This window comes from Phenylobacterium sp. (assembly GCF_016793225.1).
Lineage (GTDB): Bacteria > Pseudomonadota > Alphaproteobacteria > Caulobacterales > Caulobacteraceae > Phenylobacterium.
Genome location: NZ_JAEUMN010000190.1, coordinates 1 through 16,000, shown reverse-complemented (window position 1 = coordinate 16,000; position 16,000 = coordinate 1). Strand labels below are relative to the sequence as shown.

Annotated in this window: 16 protein-coding genes; 5 read left to right on the top strand and 11 right to left on the bottom strand. The window is 70.7% G+C overall.

All coding sequences use genetic code 11. The annotated features are described in order from the left end of the window. Positions 1–204: 204 nt before the first annotated feature. The 6 genes from ribB to JNK30_RS22355 form a co-directional block, all read right to left on the bottom strand. Positions 205–1,344, bottom strand: coding sequence for a 3,4-dihydroxy-2-butanone-4-phosphate synthase (ribB, locus tag JNK30_RS22380; protein WP_293485901.1), 1,140 nt, complete (start codon positions 1,342–1,344; stop codon positions 205–207). After that, a complete protein-coding gene (locus JNK30_RS22375) occupies positions 1,341–1,940 on the bottom strand; it encodes an NADPH-dependent FMN reductase (protein WP_293485899.1) in 600 nt (199 codons plus the stop codon). The genes ribB and JNK30_RS22375 overlap by 4 nt, the downstream gene beginning before the upstream one ends. Then, a complete protein-coding gene (locus JNK30_RS22370) occupies positions 1,937–3,664 on the bottom strand; it encodes a class I adenylate-forming enzyme family protein (RefSeq protein ID WP_293485905.1) in 1,728 nt (575 codons plus the stop codon). The genes JNK30_RS22375 and JNK30_RS22370 overlap by 4 nt, the downstream gene beginning before the upstream one ends. Before the next feature lie 101 nt (positions 3,665–3,765). After that, positions 3,766–5,094: an acyl-CoA dehydrogenase family protein gene (locus JNK30_RS22365; protein WP_293485898.1), complete on the bottom strand. Its 1,329-nt coding sequence runs from the start codon at positions 5,092–5,094 to the stop codon at positions 3,766–3,768. Positions 5,095–5,222: 128 nt separating this feature from the next. Further along, entirely contained in the window at positions 5,223–5,678 is a 456-nt protein-coding gene (locus JNK30_RS22360; RefSeq protein WP_367118778.1) for a DUF488 family protein, read from the bottom strand. Further along, a complete protein-coding gene (locus tag JNK30_RS22355; protein ID WP_293485896.1) occupies positions 5,671–6,255 on the bottom strand; it encodes a TetR/AcrR family transcriptional regulator in 585 nt (194 codons plus the stop codon). The genes JNK30_RS22360 and JNK30_RS22355 overlap by 8 nt, the downstream gene beginning before the upstream one ends. A 120-nt stretch (positions 6,256–6,375) precedes the next feature. Here JNK30_RS22355 and JNK30_RS22350 point away from each other — a divergent pair, with 120 nt between their 5' ends. After that, positions 6,376–7,248 (top strand): alpha/beta hydrolase, encoded by an 873-nt coding sequence (locus tag JNK30_RS22350; protein WP_293485895.1) that lies wholly within the window; start codon positions 6,376–6,378, stop codon positions 7,246–7,248. Here JNK30_RS22350 and JNK30_RS22345 read toward each other — a convergent pair. Then, positions 7,237–8,148: an acyl-ACP thioesterase gene (locus tag JNK30_RS22345; protein ID WP_293485893.1), complete on the bottom strand. Its 912-nt coding sequence runs from the start codon at positions 8,146–8,148 to the stop codon at positions 7,237–7,239. The two genes, JNK30_RS22350 and JNK30_RS22345, sit on opposite strands and share 12 nt — an antisense overlap. Before the next feature lie 49 nt (positions 8,149–8,197). Next, complete coding sequence (locus JNK30_RS22340; protein ID WP_293485891.1) at positions 8,198–8,467, bottom strand: hypothetical protein; 270 nt, start codon at positions 8,465–8,467, stop codon at positions 8,198–8,200. A 126-nt stretch (positions 8,468–8,593) separates the two neighbouring features. On the opposite strand from JNK30_RS22340, the gene JNK30_RS22335 reads away from it, so the two are divergent. Together JNK30_RS22335 and JNK30_RS22330 are read left to right on the top strand one after the other, a co-directional pair. Then, the gene (locus JNK30_RS22335) at positions 8,594–9,418 is read left to right on the top strand and encodes a cytochrome b/b6 domain-containing protein (protein WP_293485889.1); all 825 of its coding nucleotides are present in this window, start codon (positions 8,594–8,596) and stop codon (positions 9,416–9,418) included. Further along, positions 9,415–10,209 carry a molybdopterin-binding protein gene (locus JNK30_RS22330; protein WP_293485887.1) on the top strand — a complete coding sequence of 265 codons (795 nt, stop codon included), beginning with the start codon at positions 9,415–9,417 and terminating at the stop codon, positions 10,207–10,209. Before JNK30_RS22335 ends, JNK30_RS22330 begins: the two co-directional genes overlap by 4 nt. A 562-nt stretch (positions 10,210–10,771) precedes the next feature. Here JNK30_RS22330 and phnE read toward each other — a convergent pair. The 3 genes from phnE to phnC are packed head-to-tail and all read right to left on the bottom strand — an operon-like array spanning position 10,772 to position 13,382. Further along, positions 10,772–11,581 carry a phosphonate ABC transporter, permease protein PhnE gene (gene phnE, locus JNK30_RS22325; protein ID WP_293485885.1) on the bottom strand — a complete coding sequence of 270 codons (810 nt, stop codon included), beginning with the start codon at positions 11,579–11,581 and terminating at the stop codon, positions 10,772–10,774. Beyond that, a complete protein-coding gene (gene phnD, locus JNK30_RS22320; protein ID WP_293485883.1) occupies positions 11,578–12,591 on the bottom strand; it encodes a phosphate/phosphite/phosphonate ABC transporter substrate-binding protein in 1,014 nt (337 codons plus the stop codon). Before phnD ends, phnE begins: the two co-directional genes overlap by 4 nt. Continuing rightward, positions 12,588–13,382, bottom strand: coding sequence for a phosphonate ABC transporter ATP-binding protein (gene phnC / locus JNK30_RS22315; RefSeq protein ID WP_293485881.1), 795 nt, complete (start codon positions 13,380–13,382; stop codon positions 12,588–12,590). Before phnC ends, phnD begins: the two co-directional genes overlap by 4 nt. A gap of 326 nt (positions 13,383–13,708) precedes the next feature. Between phnC and JNK30_RS22310 the strand changes: the two genes are divergently transcribed. Both JNK30_RS22310 and JNK30_RS22305 read left to right on the top strand, forming a co-directional pair. After that, entirely contained in the window at positions 13,709–14,980 is a 1,272-nt protein-coding gene (locus JNK30_RS22310) for a type III PLP-dependent enzyme (RefSeq protein ID WP_293485879.1), read from the top strand. 97 nt (positions 14,981–15,077) lie between these two features. Beyond that, a partial coding sequence (locus JNK30_RS22305) for a deoxyhypusine synthase (RefSeq protein ID WP_293485877.1) occupies positions 15,078–16,000 on the top strand: 923 nt, incomplete at its 3' end.

The window sequence follows — 16,000 nt, the reverse complement described above, 5'->3', positions numbered from 1 at the left end:
CTTGGCGGTGACGGACATGACCTTGCCCACAGGCGTCGCCTCCTGGTCCAACGGCGGCGCGGCGCGCGCAGCTCAGCGCCGCCCTCTCCCGGCCTCTCCCACGGCGCTGCCGCGCCTGGGAGAGGAGGGGCGGAACAATATCGGAACATCAGGGGAGTCCGCCTCAGGGCGCTGCCACCTGCCCCCAGGACATGAGTACACGACCTAGTCCAGCGGCGCCCGGCCCACGATCTTCAGGCCGTAGCCCGCGGAGCCGGGCAGGACCGTCTGGGAGCTGGTCAGCAGCAGCATGTCGCGGACGCCCAGGTCGAGGAGGATCTGCGCGCCGATGCCGTAGTCGCGCAGGATGTTGGACGAGTGGTCCGCCTGCGGCTGGCCGTAGCGTTCCGAGAGCCAGTGGGGATTGGAGTCGCGGATGAACACGCCGACCGCCGCTCCGTCGAAGTCGGCCATGGCCTTCAGCGCCTTCGGCACGTAGTCGCGCCGCGCCTCCACCGCGCCCAGCATGTCGGTGGCCAGGTCCACCCGGTGCATGCGGACAAGGGTGGGCTTGTCGGGGTCGATCCGGCCCTTGGTCAGGACCACGTGCTCGGTCTGGTCGATGGAGTTGCGGTAGATCACCATCCGGAAACGGCCGCCGTAGGCCGAGTTGAACGGCGTCTCCAGCACACGCTCGACCTGCCGCTCGGTGCGGCGGCGGTAGGCGATCAGGTCGGCGATGGTGCCGATCTTCAGCCCGTGCAGCTGGGCGAAGGCCACCAGGTCGGGCAGGCGCGCCATCGACCCGTCGTCCTTCATGATCTCGCAGATCACGCCCGCGGGGTTGAGGCCGGCCATGCGGCTGATGTCGACCGCCGCCTCGGTGTGGCCCGCCCGGACCAGCACGCCGCCGTCCTTGGCCACCAGGGGAAAGACGTGGCCCGGCGAGACGATGTCGTCGACGCCCTTGGTGGGATCCACCGCCACGGCGATGGTGTGCGCCCGGTCGTGCGCCGAGATGCCGGTCGTCACGCCCTCGCGCGCCTCGATCGAGACGGTGAAGGCCGTGCCATGGCCGCTCTGGTTGTCGGTGGCCATGGGCGGCAGGCGCAGCCGCCGCGCCCGCTCGGCGGTGATCGACAGGCAGATCAGGCCGCGCGCGTGCTTGGCCATGAAGTTGATCTGCTCGGGCGTGGCGAACTGCGCCGGGATGATCACGTCGCCCTCGTTCTCGCGATCCTCGGCGTCCACCAGGATGTACGGGCGCCCGTTGCGGGCGTCCTCGATGATGTCCTCGATGGGGCTGATCGCGCCGGAGACGGCGTCGGGGTCGGGGCCGGAGCCGACCAGATAGGGCTTCTTCATGCGCTGACCCCCAGGCCTTTCTCGGATTGCGCCACGCGCATCATCGCGAACTCCATCACCTGGTCGGCGACGGTGTCGAGCTGCCAGGCGTCCTTGTCGTCGCGGCAGGCTCCGTCCGCGTCGAACAGGTCGTTGGCCGAATTCAGCGTCGCGCCGAACGGCGTCGGCCAGCCCCGGAGGGCGTGGACGATGTTGCGCAGCGCCATGAGCGTCGTGCCGCCGGCCTGGAACCCCGCCGCCGTGATCACCGTGCCGACAGGCTTGCCGGTCAGATAGGGCTGAGGATCGCGGCCGGTCATCTCCAGGGTGTCCAGCGCGTTCTTGATCACGCCCGAGATCGAGCCGTGGTAGCCGGGGCTCGCCACGACCAGGCCGTCGGCCGCGCGCACGGCCTCGGCGAGTTCGGTCTGTTCCAGCGTGGGGTCGCTCGGGCGCGGGTCGAAGATGGGCAGCGCGCCCAGGAAGGTCCCGCCCAGCAGCCGCACCTCGGCGCCCAGGGCCTCGGCCCGGCGCAGCGTGCACAGCAGCGCCTTTTCGGTGGAGGATCCCGCGCGGATGGTGCCGCCGAGGCCGAGGATGACGGGTCTGCGGCTCACGCCTGCTCCAGTTCTTCGGCGAACACCTTCTTGAGTTCGCTCTTCATGATCTTGCCGTTGGCGTTGCGGGGCAAGGTCTCAGGCCAGAACGCCACCTTCACCGGGACCTTGAACGCGGCGAGCCGCGCGCGGACGAAGTCGCGCAGCTCGGCCTCGGTGGCCGCGCCCCCCGGCTTCAGGTGGACCACGGCGCCGGGCTCCTCGCCCAGCGTCTTGTGGGGGATGCCGACCAGGGCGGCGTCCATCACGTCCGGGTGGTCGTACAGGACGTTCTCGACCTCGACGCAATAGATGTTCTCGCCGCCGCGGATCAGCATGTCCTTCGCGCGGTCGATGATGAACAGGAAGCCCTCCTCGTCGATGCGCGCCAGGTCGCCGGTGCGCAGCCAGCCCTCCTGGAAGGTCTCGGCCGTGGCCTCGGGCTTGTTCCAGTAGCCCTTCACGACCTGGGGCCCCTTGACCCACAGCTCGCCCACGCTGCCGGCGGGCAGCACGGTCTTCCCGTCGGCCGGGTCGCGGATCTGCATCTCGCCCACGGGCGCGGCCGGGCCCGCGCTGTCGGGCCGGTTCAGGTAGTCCTGCCCCAGATGGCTGGTGAAGGTGGCGGTGGTCTCGGTCATGCCCCAGCCGTTGCCCGGCTGGCTGCCGGGGAACACCTCGGCGATCCGCCGCACCAGCTCCGGGGCGGAGGGGGCGCCACCGTAGCTGACGGTGAGCAGGGTGGAGAGGTCGTAGTTCGCCCGCGCCGGGTGCTCGATCAGCTGCCAGGCGATCGTCGGCACGCCGCCGGTGGACGAGACCTTCTCGTCCTGGATCAGCCGCATCGCCGGCTCGGCGTCCCAGCGGCGCATGAGGACGATCTTGCCCCCGGCGCTCATCGTCGGCCCCAGGGTCGCCGAGAGGCCGGTGGCGTGGAACATCGGCACGACCAGCAGCGTCACCCGCTGCGGCAGCCTGGTCGCGTCCATCTCGGGGAGCGGCTCGCCGGCGCGAAGGAAGTTGCGGGCCGCCGCGACGCCGCTCGCCCCCAGGTTCGACGTCATATTGCGGTGCGTGCCCAGCGCGCCCTTGGGCCGGCCGGTGGTGCCCGAGGTGTAGAGGATGGTGGCGTCGTCCTCCGGATCGAGCGGGACGTCGGGGACCGCCCGCTCGGGCAGCCGCCCCCAGTCGTTCACCGGGCCGATGACATCCTCCAGCCGCTCGGTCCGCGGCGTGGCCGGCGCGCCGGCGTGGCGGGTCACATAGACCTTCTCCAGCCCGGACAGGCCGGGCAGGACGTCGGCGATGCGGTCCAGCCGCTCATCGTCCACGAAGGCGATCTTCGTCCCGGAGTCGGCGAGGCCGTACTCCAGCTCGGGGCCGGTCCACCAGGCGTTCAGCGGGGTCACGATCGCGCCCGCGAGCACGCCGGCCCAGAAGCACACCGGCCACTCCGGCAGGTTGCGCATGATGACGGCGACACGGTCGCCCTTCTTCACGCCGTCGGCGATCAGCCGGTGGGCCAGCGCGATCGTCGCGCGGCCAAAGCTGTCGTAGGTGGCCCGGTCGTCCTCGTAGACCAGGAACTCGCGGTCCTTGAACCGCTGGCCGTTCAGGAACACGTCGCGCAAGGTCGGCGGGGCGTTCTTCCACGTCCGGGTGGGGACGCCGCGGATCACCCGCTCCTCGATCTCGAACGGGGCGCCCGGGGCGGTGAGGCGGGCGTGCGCCTCCGCGATCGACATCACGGGCCAGGGCTTCTCGGACACAGGGCTACCTCAACAGCGTCATACCGGAGCGGCCTGGGGCCGTCCGGGATGACAACTCTATCGTGCCCTTGGGGAAATCAAGCGGTCTCGGCCTCGCGCCGGCGCCCGGCGTAGTGCGCCTTGATCTCCTCCAGCTCCTTGGCGAAGCGCTTCTGGGCTTCGTCGCGCAGCTTGGGGATGTGGTAGCTGGGGAAGAGGTCGTTGTCGGGCTGGTAGTCCTTCAGCACCTGCTTGGCGAGCGTCACCTTGTGGACCTCGGTGGGGCCGTCGGCGATGCCCATCACCAGCGCCGAATTGACCATGTGCATGAAGGGCATCTCGTTCGAGACGCCCAGCGCGCCGTGCAGGTGGGCCGCCTTGGTCGCCACGTCGTGGTAGACCTTGGGCATCGCCACCTTGATGGCCGCGATGTCCTTGCGGACCTTGTTGTAGTCCTTGTGCTTGTCGATCAGCCAGGCGGTGCGCAGCACCAGCAGGCGGAAGCTCTCCACGGCGATCCAGGAGTCGGCGATCTGCTCCTGCACCATCTGCAGGTCCGAGAGGCGGCCGTCGCGCGTGGTGCGGCTGACGGCCCGGCGGCACATCAGGTCCAGCGCGTGGCGGCAGGCGCCCACCGTCCGCATGGCGTGGTGCACGCGGCCGCCGCCCAGGCGCACCTGGGCGATCACGAACGCCGCGCCGCGGTCGCCCAGCAGGGCGTCATAGGGCAGGCGCACGTTGTTGTAGCGGACATAGCTCTCGTTGCCGCCGCCGATGGTCCCGCCCGCACCCACGGCGACGTTGCGGATGATCTCCACGCCGGGGGTGTCGGTGGGCACGAGGAAGATCGAGGTGCGGCGGTAGGGATCCTTCGCGTCGGGATCGGTCACCGCGTAGAGCACCAGCACCTTGGAATGCTGGGCGTTGGTCGAGAACCACTTCTCGCCGTTGATGACCCACTCGTTCCCGTCCAGGACGGCGCGGGTGCGGAACGTCAGCGGGTCGGAGCCGCCGGTGGGCTCGCTCATGGAGAAGGCCGAGCGGATCTCGCCGTTCAGCAGCGGCCAGAGGTACTTCTCCTTCTGCGCCTCGGTGCCGTAGTGGGCGATGATCTCGGCGTTGCCCGAGTCCGGCGCCTGACAGCCGAAGATCAGCGGGGCCAGTCCGTTGCGCCCCAGCTTCTCGTTCATCAGCGCCAGCTTCAGCTGGCCGAAGCCCTGGCCGCCCAACTCGGGACCCAGGTGGCAGGCCCAGAGCCCGGCGTCCTTCACCTTCTGCTGCAGGGGCTTGATGAACTTCTCGCGGCCCTGCGACGACCACGCCGCCATGCCCAGGTGGCTGAGCGGCTCGACCTCCTCGCGCATGAGGTCCTCGATCCAGTCCAGCTTCTTCTGGAACTCGGGATCGGTCTCGAAATCCCACGCCATCGCGCGCCTCCCAGCCGCCTCCGGCTTCGCGCCGGCTTTCGTATATCGGGTACGCTAGGACGGTCTCGGCCGAGAATCAAACGCCGTTCGAATGCCCGTGCGCGCCGGCCCCGCCACGTGGCCGGCCCCTAGAGCGTCGAGGGCTGCAGGTTCTCCACCGCGAAGTCGGCCGCCTCCAGCATGTGCTCGACCAGGATCGAGCGGTGGCAGCCCCGGTGGTCCGCCTCGTAGCAGAGCAGCGCCGCCTTGCGGTCCCGGGCGATCTCGATCGCCTGGGCCAGCTGCAGCCGGGCGGCGGGCTCGGCCATGTGCGCCTCGTAGATCTCGCGCATCTCGGCGGTCCGCCCGCGGCGGGCGGCCATGCGGCCCTCCTTCGGCGTCCCCAGCTCGCGCAGGTGCACATAGGCGATCCCGGCGTCCTGCAGGCTGGCCGAGAGGAGCCCCTTGGAGAAGCCGGCGCGCCGGGAGGCGGCCACGGCGCGCACGTCGATGAGCACCTCGACCCCGGCGGACTTCAGGGTCTCGATCACCTTCGCCTGCGGGGCGCTCTCGTAGCCGATCGTGGCCAGCGGGATCCTAGTCATGCCCCTTCATATGGGCCTCGATCAGCGTCTCCGCAGCGTGGCCGGCGGCCGCAGCCGGACCCTCCGGTCCGAAGATCTGGTGCGACACCCAGGCGCCTTCGAGCAGCAGCAGCAGGCCGTCGGCCAGCTTCTTCGGCCGCCGCGCGCCCATGGCCTTGGTCATGGCGCGCAGCCGCTCGCGCAGCGCCGCCTTCTGCGCCACCGTCACCTGGCGGCCGGGGTGCGCGGCGTCGGGATGCTCCACCGCCGCGTTGCTGAGCGCGCACCCGCGGAAGTCCGGCGCCTCGACCTGCCCGGCCAGCGCCGCGAACACCGCGGCGAGCTGCGCCCGCGGATCGTCGGGAAACCGGGCCGCGGCGGCCTCGAAGCGCGCCCACAGCGCCTGGGCCTGCCCCTCCAGGAACGCGGCGATCAGCTGGTCCTTGGAGGCGAAGGCCCGGTAGAGCGTCGGCTTCGTCGCGCCCGCGCGGGCCGCGATCTCGTCCACGCCGACCGCGCGCGTGCCCTGTCGGTAGAAGAGCTCGCCCGCCACGGCGAGGATGCGGTCCGAGGCCTTCGGCGCGGGCAGGTCGGGCATGGGCGGCCTCGGGGCGGGGCGAGTGGATCGCGCGATGTCGCCAGACGGCGCGCCGCTTGCCAAGGCCGTTCGGGCGGCCGCCGCTTTTCTGCCCTCGGGGAAGCAAGCTAAGACCGCCCCATGAACGCGATCGTCGACTACCAGCCGACGCCGCGCCGCATCGCGCTCCCCGGGCGGGGCGGCGAGATGGCGGTGCTGGACTTCGGGCCCCGCGGCCGTCCCGTGGACGTGGTCTTCTCCCACGCCAACGGCTTCAACGGGCGCACCTACCGGACCATCCTCGCCCCGCTCGCCGGGGACGTCCGGATGCTGGCGCTGGACCTGCGCGGGCACGGCGCCTCGACCCTGCCGGCGGTGACCGAGGGCCGCCAGGGATGGCACGAGTTCCGCGACGACCTGCTGGCGCTGCTGGCCGCGGAGGCGGACGGGCCCGTGGTCCTGGCCGGGCACTCGATGGGCGGCACGACCAGCCTGCTGGCCGCCGCGGCCGAGCCGGAGCGCGTCCGGGCGCTGGCGCTGTTCGATCCCGTCATCTTCGACCAGGCGCGCGCCGCCCAGGACATGGTCGGCGACAACCCCCTGGCCAGCGGCGCCGACCGCCGCCGCGCCGTGTTCCCCGACAAGGCCGCCGCCATCGCCGCCTACACCAACAAGGGCGGCTTCCGCACGTGGCGGCCCGAACAGCTGGCGGACTACGTCGAGGCCGGGTTCGCGCCAACGGCCGACGGCCAGGTGACGCTCACCTGCGCCCCGGCATGGGAGGCGTCCAACTTCCGGATCCACAACTACGACGCCTGGGCCGCCTTCCGCGCGGTGCGCTGTCCCGTGCGGATCCTGCGGGCCGAGCACGGCTCCACCGCGCGCATCAACGACAACCTGGCCGATCTCGCGGCGATCGGGGCCAAGGTCGAGGTCGTCCCCGGCACGACCCATTTCCTGCCCATGGAGCGCCCGGATCTGGTGCGGCAGGTCCTGCGCGAGCTAGTGGGATAGCTCCGGCGTCCACCGGCTCTTCGCGGCCGCCAGTTCCTCGTCGCTCATCACGATCATCTTGCGGGTGTTGAGGTCGAAGGCCACCGAGATCGCCTCGGCGGTGGCCCAGGGCCGGCCGCTCCGGGGGTCCAGCACCCAGTGGAAGATGCGCTGGACGCGCGCGTCGCCGCCCTGGAAGCCGGAGTGCAGCGCCACCCGGTCGCCGGCCCGCGGCCAGGCGTGGTGGATCAGCCGGTACTCCAGCGCCGCGCCGCCGCGGCCGCTCTCGCGCGGGCCCGGCCGCTGGCCGAAGAACAGGTGCGGCATGGCCGGCGACAGGCGCTGCATGACGCCCTCGGTCCGCAGCCGCCCGAAGGGGTCGCAATCGTGGGCCAGCACGGCGCCCAGGCCGGTGCGCGGAAGCCCCAGCGCCTCGGCGCGCGCCAGCGACGCCTGGGGCGCCGCCATCGGGCCCAGCGCGATGGACCGCGGCCCGCCGCCCTCGGGGACGACGGCGGCCAGCGCCTCGGCGCGCCGGCGCGTCCGCTCGGGCCACGGGAAGGCGCGGCCTTCCCGCGCGGTGGCATGCGACACGACCGTCTGGAAGGTGGCCGCCATGTCCCCGGTCGGATGCCGCAGGACGAACAGGAGCCGCGCCTCGTCGTCCGTCATCTCGAGCACGCCGCCGCTCATGGTGAGGGGCGTGTTCATGTGCGCCTCGCGCAGGAAGCGCACGTACTGCTCGCGGACGATCAGCGTGGCCTCGGCGGTCGGGCTGAACGCCTGCGGCAGGCCCAGCTCGGCCGCCATGACGGCCAGGGCCTCCATCGACTTCGCCACGTAGAAGCCGACGTTCAGGTGGCCCATCGCGTCGCATTCCCACGCCGCGACGCTGCCCCGCCAGACCTCGATCTCCGCCACGCCCGCGCTCCCGTGTGGCGGGAAGCTTACGGGCGTGCGGGTCGCGCCGCTAGCGTTTGCCTTCGGCGGGGTCGCCGCCACGGCCGAGCCGGCCCTCGTTCGCGGAGGTCCCGGGCCCGCCGTCGCCGGCGCCCTGGCGGGGTTCGGGGTTGTCGCCGCCGCCCTCGAAGCTCCGCGGCTCCACCGAGTCGTCCTTCTTCACCGAGGGATACCGCTCGGCGCCCGCATTGTCGGGCGCGGCGTTCAGCGGCAGGGCGGCGTTGTCCTTGCGGCCCTGCGTCTGGATGTGGTCCTGGTCGGCCGGCCGTTCGTCGCCCATGGCGCGTTCCCTTTCAGATGGCGGTGTCATCCAAAGCGCGATCCGGCAGGGTATCGTTCCGATGCGCTTTTTCGGCTCGCGGCGGGCGCCGGTGCGAGGCAAGTTGCGCCTGGGCGGGAGGGACGCATGGCGGACAAGACCAAGGTGATGATCCGGCGGCACACCCTGGTGACGCGGATCACCCACTGGCTGAACGTGCTGGCGGTCAGCCTGCTCCTGATGACCGGGCTGCAGATCTTCAACGCGCACCCGGCGCTCTACTGGGGGCACGCCTCCACCTTCGCCGATCCCTGGCTGTCCATGAGCAAGCAGGAGATCGGCGGCGAGGCGCGCGGGATCACCCGCGTCGGCGACGCGACGTTCGACACGACCGGGGTCCTGGGCTGGTCCGGCAAGCCCGGCGCGCGCGAGGCGCGGGGCTTCCCGGCCTGGGCCACCGTGCCCAGCTGGCGCGACCTGGCGAGCGGCCGGCGCTGGCACTTCTTCTTCGCCTGGCTCTTCGTGATCAACGGCCTGGTCTACTGGCTCTGGGGGCTGCTGGGCGGCCACATCCGCCGGGACGTCCTGCCCACGCGCGCCGAGCTCTCGCCGCGCCACATCCTGCACGAGATCGGCGCGCACGCGCGGCTGAAGTTCCCGAAGGGCGAAGCGGCGCGATCGTACAACGTGATCCAGAAGGCGACCTACCTGGCGATGATCGTGGCCGTGCTGCCGGTCATGGTGCTGAGCGGGCTCTCGATGTCGCCGGGCTTCAACGCCACCGTCCCGGGCCTGATCGACCTCTTCGGAGGCCGGCAGGGGGCGCGGTCGGTCCACTTCATCTCCGCCGGGCTGATCGTCGCCTTCGTGCTGGTGCACGTGGGGCTCGTGGTGCTCTCCGGCTTCTGGAACAACATGCGCTCGATGATCACCGGCCGCTACGCCATCGAGGTCGAGGGAGGCAAGGCATGACCACCAACCGCCGCGGATGGCTGGGCGCCGCCGGCGCCTCGCTGGCGGGCCTCTGGCTCACCGCCTGCGACAAGCTCGCGAACGACCCGAAGGTGAACGGCGTCCTGCAGAAGGCCGAGGGCTGGACGATGCGGGCCCAGCGGGCGCTCACCGACCGCAAGGCCCTGGCGCGCGAGTTCTCGCCCGCCGACATCTCGCCCGACTTCCGCGCCAACGGCACGACGCGCCCCGACAGCTACGAGTACGAGACGCTGCTGGCGGGCAACTTCGCCGACTACCGCCTCGCGATCGGCGGCCTGGTCGAGCGGCCGCTGGAGCTCAGCATGGCCGAGCTGCGGGCGCTGCCGTCGCGCACCCAGATCACGCGCCACGACTGCGTCGAGGGGTGGTCCTCGATCGGCAAGTGGAAGGGCGCCCGCCTGGGACCGCTCCTGGACCGCGCGGGGCTGAAGCCGAACGCGCGCTACATCGTCTTCCACTGCGCCGACAGCCTGGAGCTGACGCTGGACGGGACGGGCCAGTACTACGAGAGCATCGACCTGATCGACGCCTACCACCCGCAGACCATCCTGGCCTACGAGATGAACGACGCCACGCTGCCGGTCAGGCACGGCGCGCCCATCCGCCTGCGCGTCGAGCGCCAGCTCGGCTACAAGCACGCCAAGTACGTGATGCGCATCGAGGCGGTGGAGCGGCTCGACGCGGTGGACGCCAACGGCCAGACGGTCCTCGGCCGCGGCAAGGGCGGCTACTGGCCCGACCGCGGCTACGAGTGGTACGCGGGCATCTAGGGGCGCGGCTTCAAACCCTGTCATCCCGGTTTCGCCGCAGGCGAAGACCGGGACCCATAGGCTCCGTGGGTCCGGAAAGGGCGCGGCGGTGACGCCGGCGGGCCGCCACGGCCATCGGGCGCGTATGGGTCCCGGCTTTCGGCTTTGCCGAAGCCGGGATGACAGCTGAGAGGGTGGGGGTGCTGTGATCTCAAGCACTGTCATCCCGGTTTCGCCGCAGGCGAAGACCGGGACCCATAGACTCCGTGGTTCCGGAAGAAGCGCGGCGGCGGCGGTGGCGGGCCGTCTCCGCCATCGGGCGCGTATGGGTCCCGGCTTTCGGCTTTGCCGAAGCCGGGATGACAGCTGAGGGGGTGGGGGGCGCTGCGATCTCAAGCACTGTCGTCCCGGTTTCGCCGGAGGCGAAGACCGGGACCTATAGACTCCGTGGGTCCGGAAAGGGCGCGGCGGTGGCGCTCAGCGGGCCGTCTCCGCCAATCGGGCGTGTATGGGTCCCGGCTTTCGGCTTTGCCGAAGCCGGGATGACAGCTGGTAGGGGTCCAGGCTCGTGCGGGGGAGGACCCTAGAGCAGCCGGCTGCGGATGGCCTGGCTCAGCATGTCGATGCCGATCACGGCGACGATGATCACCGCCACGATGGCCGCGGTGGCCGAGTAGTTGAAGGCGTTCAGGCTGTCGAACAGGACCTGGCCGATGCCGCCGGCGCCGATCAGGCCCAGCACCGTGGCGCTGCGGCTGTTGGACTCGAACCGGTAGAGCGCATAGCTGGTCCACAGCGGGGCCACCTGCGGGATCACGCCCCAGATCACCTCGTGCAGCTTGGCCGCCCCGGTGGCGCGGACGCCCTCGACGGGCCCGCGGTCGATCGACTCGACGGCCTCGGAGAACAGCTTGGCCAGCACGCCGGAGGTGCCGATGGCCAGCGCCATCACGCCCGCGAGCGGACCGGGCCCCACGGCCACCAGGAAGATCATCCCGATCACCAGGTCCGGGATGGAGCGCACGATGTCGAGCGCCCGGCGGATCGGCCACTGGATCCAGGCGGGCGTGATGTTGCGCGAGGCGAGCAGGCCCAGCGGCGTGGCGGTGATGATGGCCAGGAACGTGCCCCAGATCGCCATCTGGATCGTCTGCCACATCTTGGAGACGTAGAGCTGCCACTGGGTGAAGTCGGGCGACGTGAAGCCGCGGCCCAGCTCCACCATGTTCGACGACTGGGTGAACAGCAGCGGCAGCTTGTAGAGCTCGGCCGGGCCGAAGGCGATGATCAGCAGGACCGCCAGCGTGCCCCAGATCACGATGTCGGGCACGCGCTGGCGCAGCGTGCGCCGGGGCGGCGGCGGGATGGCGGCGGGCGACGTCGTCTCGCTCATGGGGCGGTCGCGGGCTCGATGGCCTGGGCCTGGGCGGTCTCGGCGCGGACCTTGTCGAACTCGGCCTGGGCCTTGGCGATCCGTCCGGCGTCGCCCGAGCGCCGGGCGGCGGCCAGCGCCTCGCCGGCCTCCATCTCGCGCACCGGGTTCAGGTAGCTGTTGTCGGCCGGCCGGAAGCCGCCGTAGGCGAGCCCCTTCAGCACCTCGCGCTGCTTCTCGGCCTTGGCGTCGGTCCCCGTGCCGTAGGTCAGGAAGAACTGGCGGATCTTCTCCTTCAGCGCCGGATCCATGTCCTTGCGGACCACGATCGAGCTCTCGGGCAGCGGCGGGCTCTCCCAGATCACCTGGACCCTGTCGGCCAGGGCCGGGTTCTGCCGGGCGAAGAAGAGCATGCCGACCGAGTTGTTGGTCGCGGCCTGCAGGACGCCGTTGGCCACCGAGAACGCGTTGGCCTGGTGGCTCGCCGAACGCACCGACTTGAAGCACTTGGCCGGCTCGATGTTGCGCGGCGTGAACAGGTAGGTCAGCGGCGCCAGCGTGCCCGACGTGGACTGGGTGTCGCCGATGCCGAAGTTGATGGTCTTGTCGCAGGCGAGCAGCTTCTCGAGCGTGATGCCGCTGTCCTTGCGGACGATGATCACCGACTTGTAGGTGGCGTCGCCCCCGGCGTCGACGACGCGGCCCAGGACCTCGCCGTTGGCGCGGCGCACCGCCGACAGCGCGGGCGAGGCCGAGAACCAGCCCATCTGCACCTGGTTGAAGCGCATGGCCTCCACCAGGCTGGTGTAGTTGGTGGCGAAATAGGGCTTCACCTTCACGCCCGTGGCCGCCGCCAGGTCGTTCAGGAGCGGCGTCCAGAGCGGCTCCATCGAGGCCTGGTTCTCGGCCGAGAGGATGGAGAAGGTGAGCTCGCCGGGGGCGCTGCCGCCGCCGGCGTTCTCGGCGGGCTTGCCGCAGCCCGCCAGGACGAGCGCGGCGGCCGCGCAGAGCATGAGGGTGCGGCGGATCATGTCGGCGCTCCTTCCCAGAAGACGTCCTCGAATTCCGGGCCGTAGATGTCGATGAGGCGGGACTTGTCGAGCCCGGCGGGCGCGCCGTCGTAGACGACCTTGCCAGCCTTCAGCGCGACCACCCGGCGGCAGTAGCGCAGGGCGTAGTCCACCTGGTGCAGGGTGACGATGACGGTGAGGCCGTCGTTGTCGTTCAGCTCGCGCAGGATCTCCATCACGCGCCGCGCCGAGACCGGGTCCAGCGAGGCGACGGGCTCGTCGGCCAGGATGATCTTGGCCTTCTGGACCAGCGCGCGGCCGATGGCGGCGCGCTGCTGCTGGCCGCCGGACAGCGTGTTGGCCCGCTGGGCGGCGTACTCGGCCAGCCCGAAACGATGCAGCGCCGCCATGGCCGCCTGCTTGGTCTCGGCGGGCCAGAGGCCGAAGGCGGCGCGCAGGAACCCGATCCGCCCCAGCGAACCCAGGGCGACGTTGGTGAACAGCGACAGCCGGCCCACCAGGTTGAACTGCTGGAAGATCATGCCGATCCGCGTGCGGGTCCTGCGCACGTCGCCGGCGATCCGGCCGTCCTTCTGGACGGGGCTGTCGAAGGCCACGATCTCGCCCGGCCCGGCGTCGATCGTCTGCAGGGCGCTGATCGAGCGCAGCAGGGTGGACTTTCCGGAGCCCGAGGGACCGATCAGGGCGATCATCTCGCCCTTGTGGACGTCGAGCGACACGCCATCGAGGGCGCGGCGCTGGCCGAAGGTCTTGGAGGCGTTCCGTATCGACAGAACCGCGGCGTCGGTCATGGAGGCGGTCGGAGCTTTCCCGTCAGGCAAACGGGGCTTCATGGCACGCCTCCCGGGCTGCGGTCCAGCGCGCCCCGCGCAAGCGGCGGCCGCGCGGCGCAAAGGCCGCAGGAATGGCCGCCGGATGACCGCAAAGCCCGCGCCGCGCGGCGCCCGGGCGGCGCGTCGGGGCGACGATCGCGCGGACCCCCTCGCGCCCGCGGCGACACGAAGGCTTTACATCCCGGTCCGTTGCCCCTATTTGCGCGGCTTCCGGCGGACCCGATGTCCTCAAAAGCGCTGCTAACGCCGGTCTGGGTTCAACAATCCGTTGGGGGTTGCGTGAGGTGCACACGTACCATACGCCCCTGGACCTGGTCCGCGAGCGGTCCCCGGAGCGTCCTGTCGCCTTTGCGCGGCCGGGCGTGGTGGCCGTAGCGGCGCGCTGGTTCCAGGACAATTTTCAAGGCGACGTATTCTACGCCGTGAAGGCGAACCCTTCGCCGTGGGTCATCGAGACCCTGGCGGCGAACGGGGTGAATTCGTTCGACGTGGCCTCGATCCGCGAGATCGAGCTGGTGGCGCAGTTCGCCCCCGGCGCGCGCATGGCGTTCATGCATCCGGTGAAGAGCCGCAAGGCGATCTCCGAGGCGTACCACCGCTTCGGCGTGAAGACCTTCGCGCTCGACACGCATGAGGAGCTGGCGAAGATCCTCGAGGCCACCGACGGCGCGCCGGACCTGACGCTGGTCGTCCGGCTGGCGGTCAGCGCCGAGGGCGCCACCTACTCGCTGGCCGGCAAGTTCGGCGTCGAGGGCCACGAGGCGCCGGCCCTGCTGCTGGCCGCGCGGCGCGCCACCAGCGGCAAGCTGGGCGTGAGCTTCCACGTGGGCAGCCAGTGCATGCGGCCGACCGCCTACCAGGCGGCGATGGCCCAGGCCCAGCGCGCCATCGTGCGCGCCGGCGTCATGGTCGACATCATCGACGTGGGCGGCGGCTTCCCGTCCGTCTACCCGGGGATGATCCCGCCGGACATGGCCGACTACGTCGACTCGATCCAGCGCGGCTTCGCCGAGATGAGCGTGCACGAGGAGACCGAGCTGTGGTGCGAGCCCGGCCGGGCGCTGGTGGCCGAAGCCTCGTCCATCCTCACCAAGGTCGAGCTGAAGAAGGGCGACGCGGTGTACCTCAACGACGGCAGCTACGGCTCGCTGTTCGATGCGGCGCACATGAAGTGGCCCTTTCCGGTGAAGCTCTACCGCGGCGAGGGCGCGCAGGCGCATGAGGTCGAAGGACCGCTCCGGCCCTTTCGTTTCTACGGGCCGACCTGCGACTCCATCGACCACATGCCGGGCCCGTTCTGGCTGCCCGAGGACATCCGCGAAGGCGACTACGTGGAGATCGGCATGCTGGGCGCCTACGGCGTGGCGATGAAGACGAACTTCAACGGTTTCGGCGACGCCGAGATCGTGGAGGTGTCCGACGCCCCCGTGGCCTCGATGTTCGGCCTCGCCGGCCGCGTGATCCGCCGCCCCCGCGAGGAACAGGCGGAGGAGCGCAAGGTTGTGCGTCTGAGCCGCCCGAAGGGCGCGGCCGGCAAGAAACGCCGCCGCCGGTAGGACTGTCACCGAAGGACTACAGGCGCGGCCGGTCGCTCCGTCCCGGCCGCGCCTTTTCATTTTGGACGGGCGTCACCTTCGAGAGGGAAACCTAGCGATGAACGCTCCCCAGACCACGAACCGCAAGGCCGAGCTGCTGGCCAACACCGTCGAGCACGTGGCGATCGACCAGTACGACGCCCGCCCGGTGATCGACGCCATGCGCCAGATGAGCTTCACCAGCCGCGACACCGCGCGCGCCGCCGACATCTGGTCGATGAGCCTGGAAGACAAGGACTGCTCGACCTGGCTCACGCTCGCCGGCTCCACCTCGGCGGGCGGCTGCATGCACATCTACCGGGACATGGTGAAGCACGGGATGATCGACGTGGTGGTCGCCACGGGCGCCTCGATCGTCGACATGGATTTCTTCGAGGCTCTCGGCTTCAAGCACTACCAGGCCCAGTCGAACGTGGACGACCGCGATCTGCGCGAGCTCTACATCGACCGCATCTACGACACCTACATCGACGAGGAAGAGCTGCAGGCGTGCGACGCCACGATCTACCAGCTCTGCGAGATGCTGGAGCCGCGCCCGTACTCCAGCCGCGAGTTCATCCACGAGATGGGCAGGTGGCTGGCGGACGGCAACGCCAAGAAGAAGGACAGCCTGGTTGAGACCGCCTACCGCGAAGGCGTGCCGATCTTCTGCCCGGCGTTCGTGGACTCCTCGGCGGGCTTCGGGCTGGTGAAGCACCAGGTCGAGCGGATGCAGGCGGGCAAGCCCTACCTGACCATCGACGCCGTGGCCGACTTCCGCGAGCTGACCCAGATCAAGCTGAAGGCCGGCGCGACGGGCCTCTTCATGGTGGGCGGCGGCGTGCCGAAGAACTTCGCCCAGGACACCGTCGTCTGCGCCGAGATCCTCGGCCACGAGGTCGACATGCACAAGTACGCCGTCCAGATCACGGTGGCCGACGTGCGTGACGGCGCCTGCTCGTCCTCGACGCTCAAGGAGGCCTGCTCCTGGGGCAAGGTGGA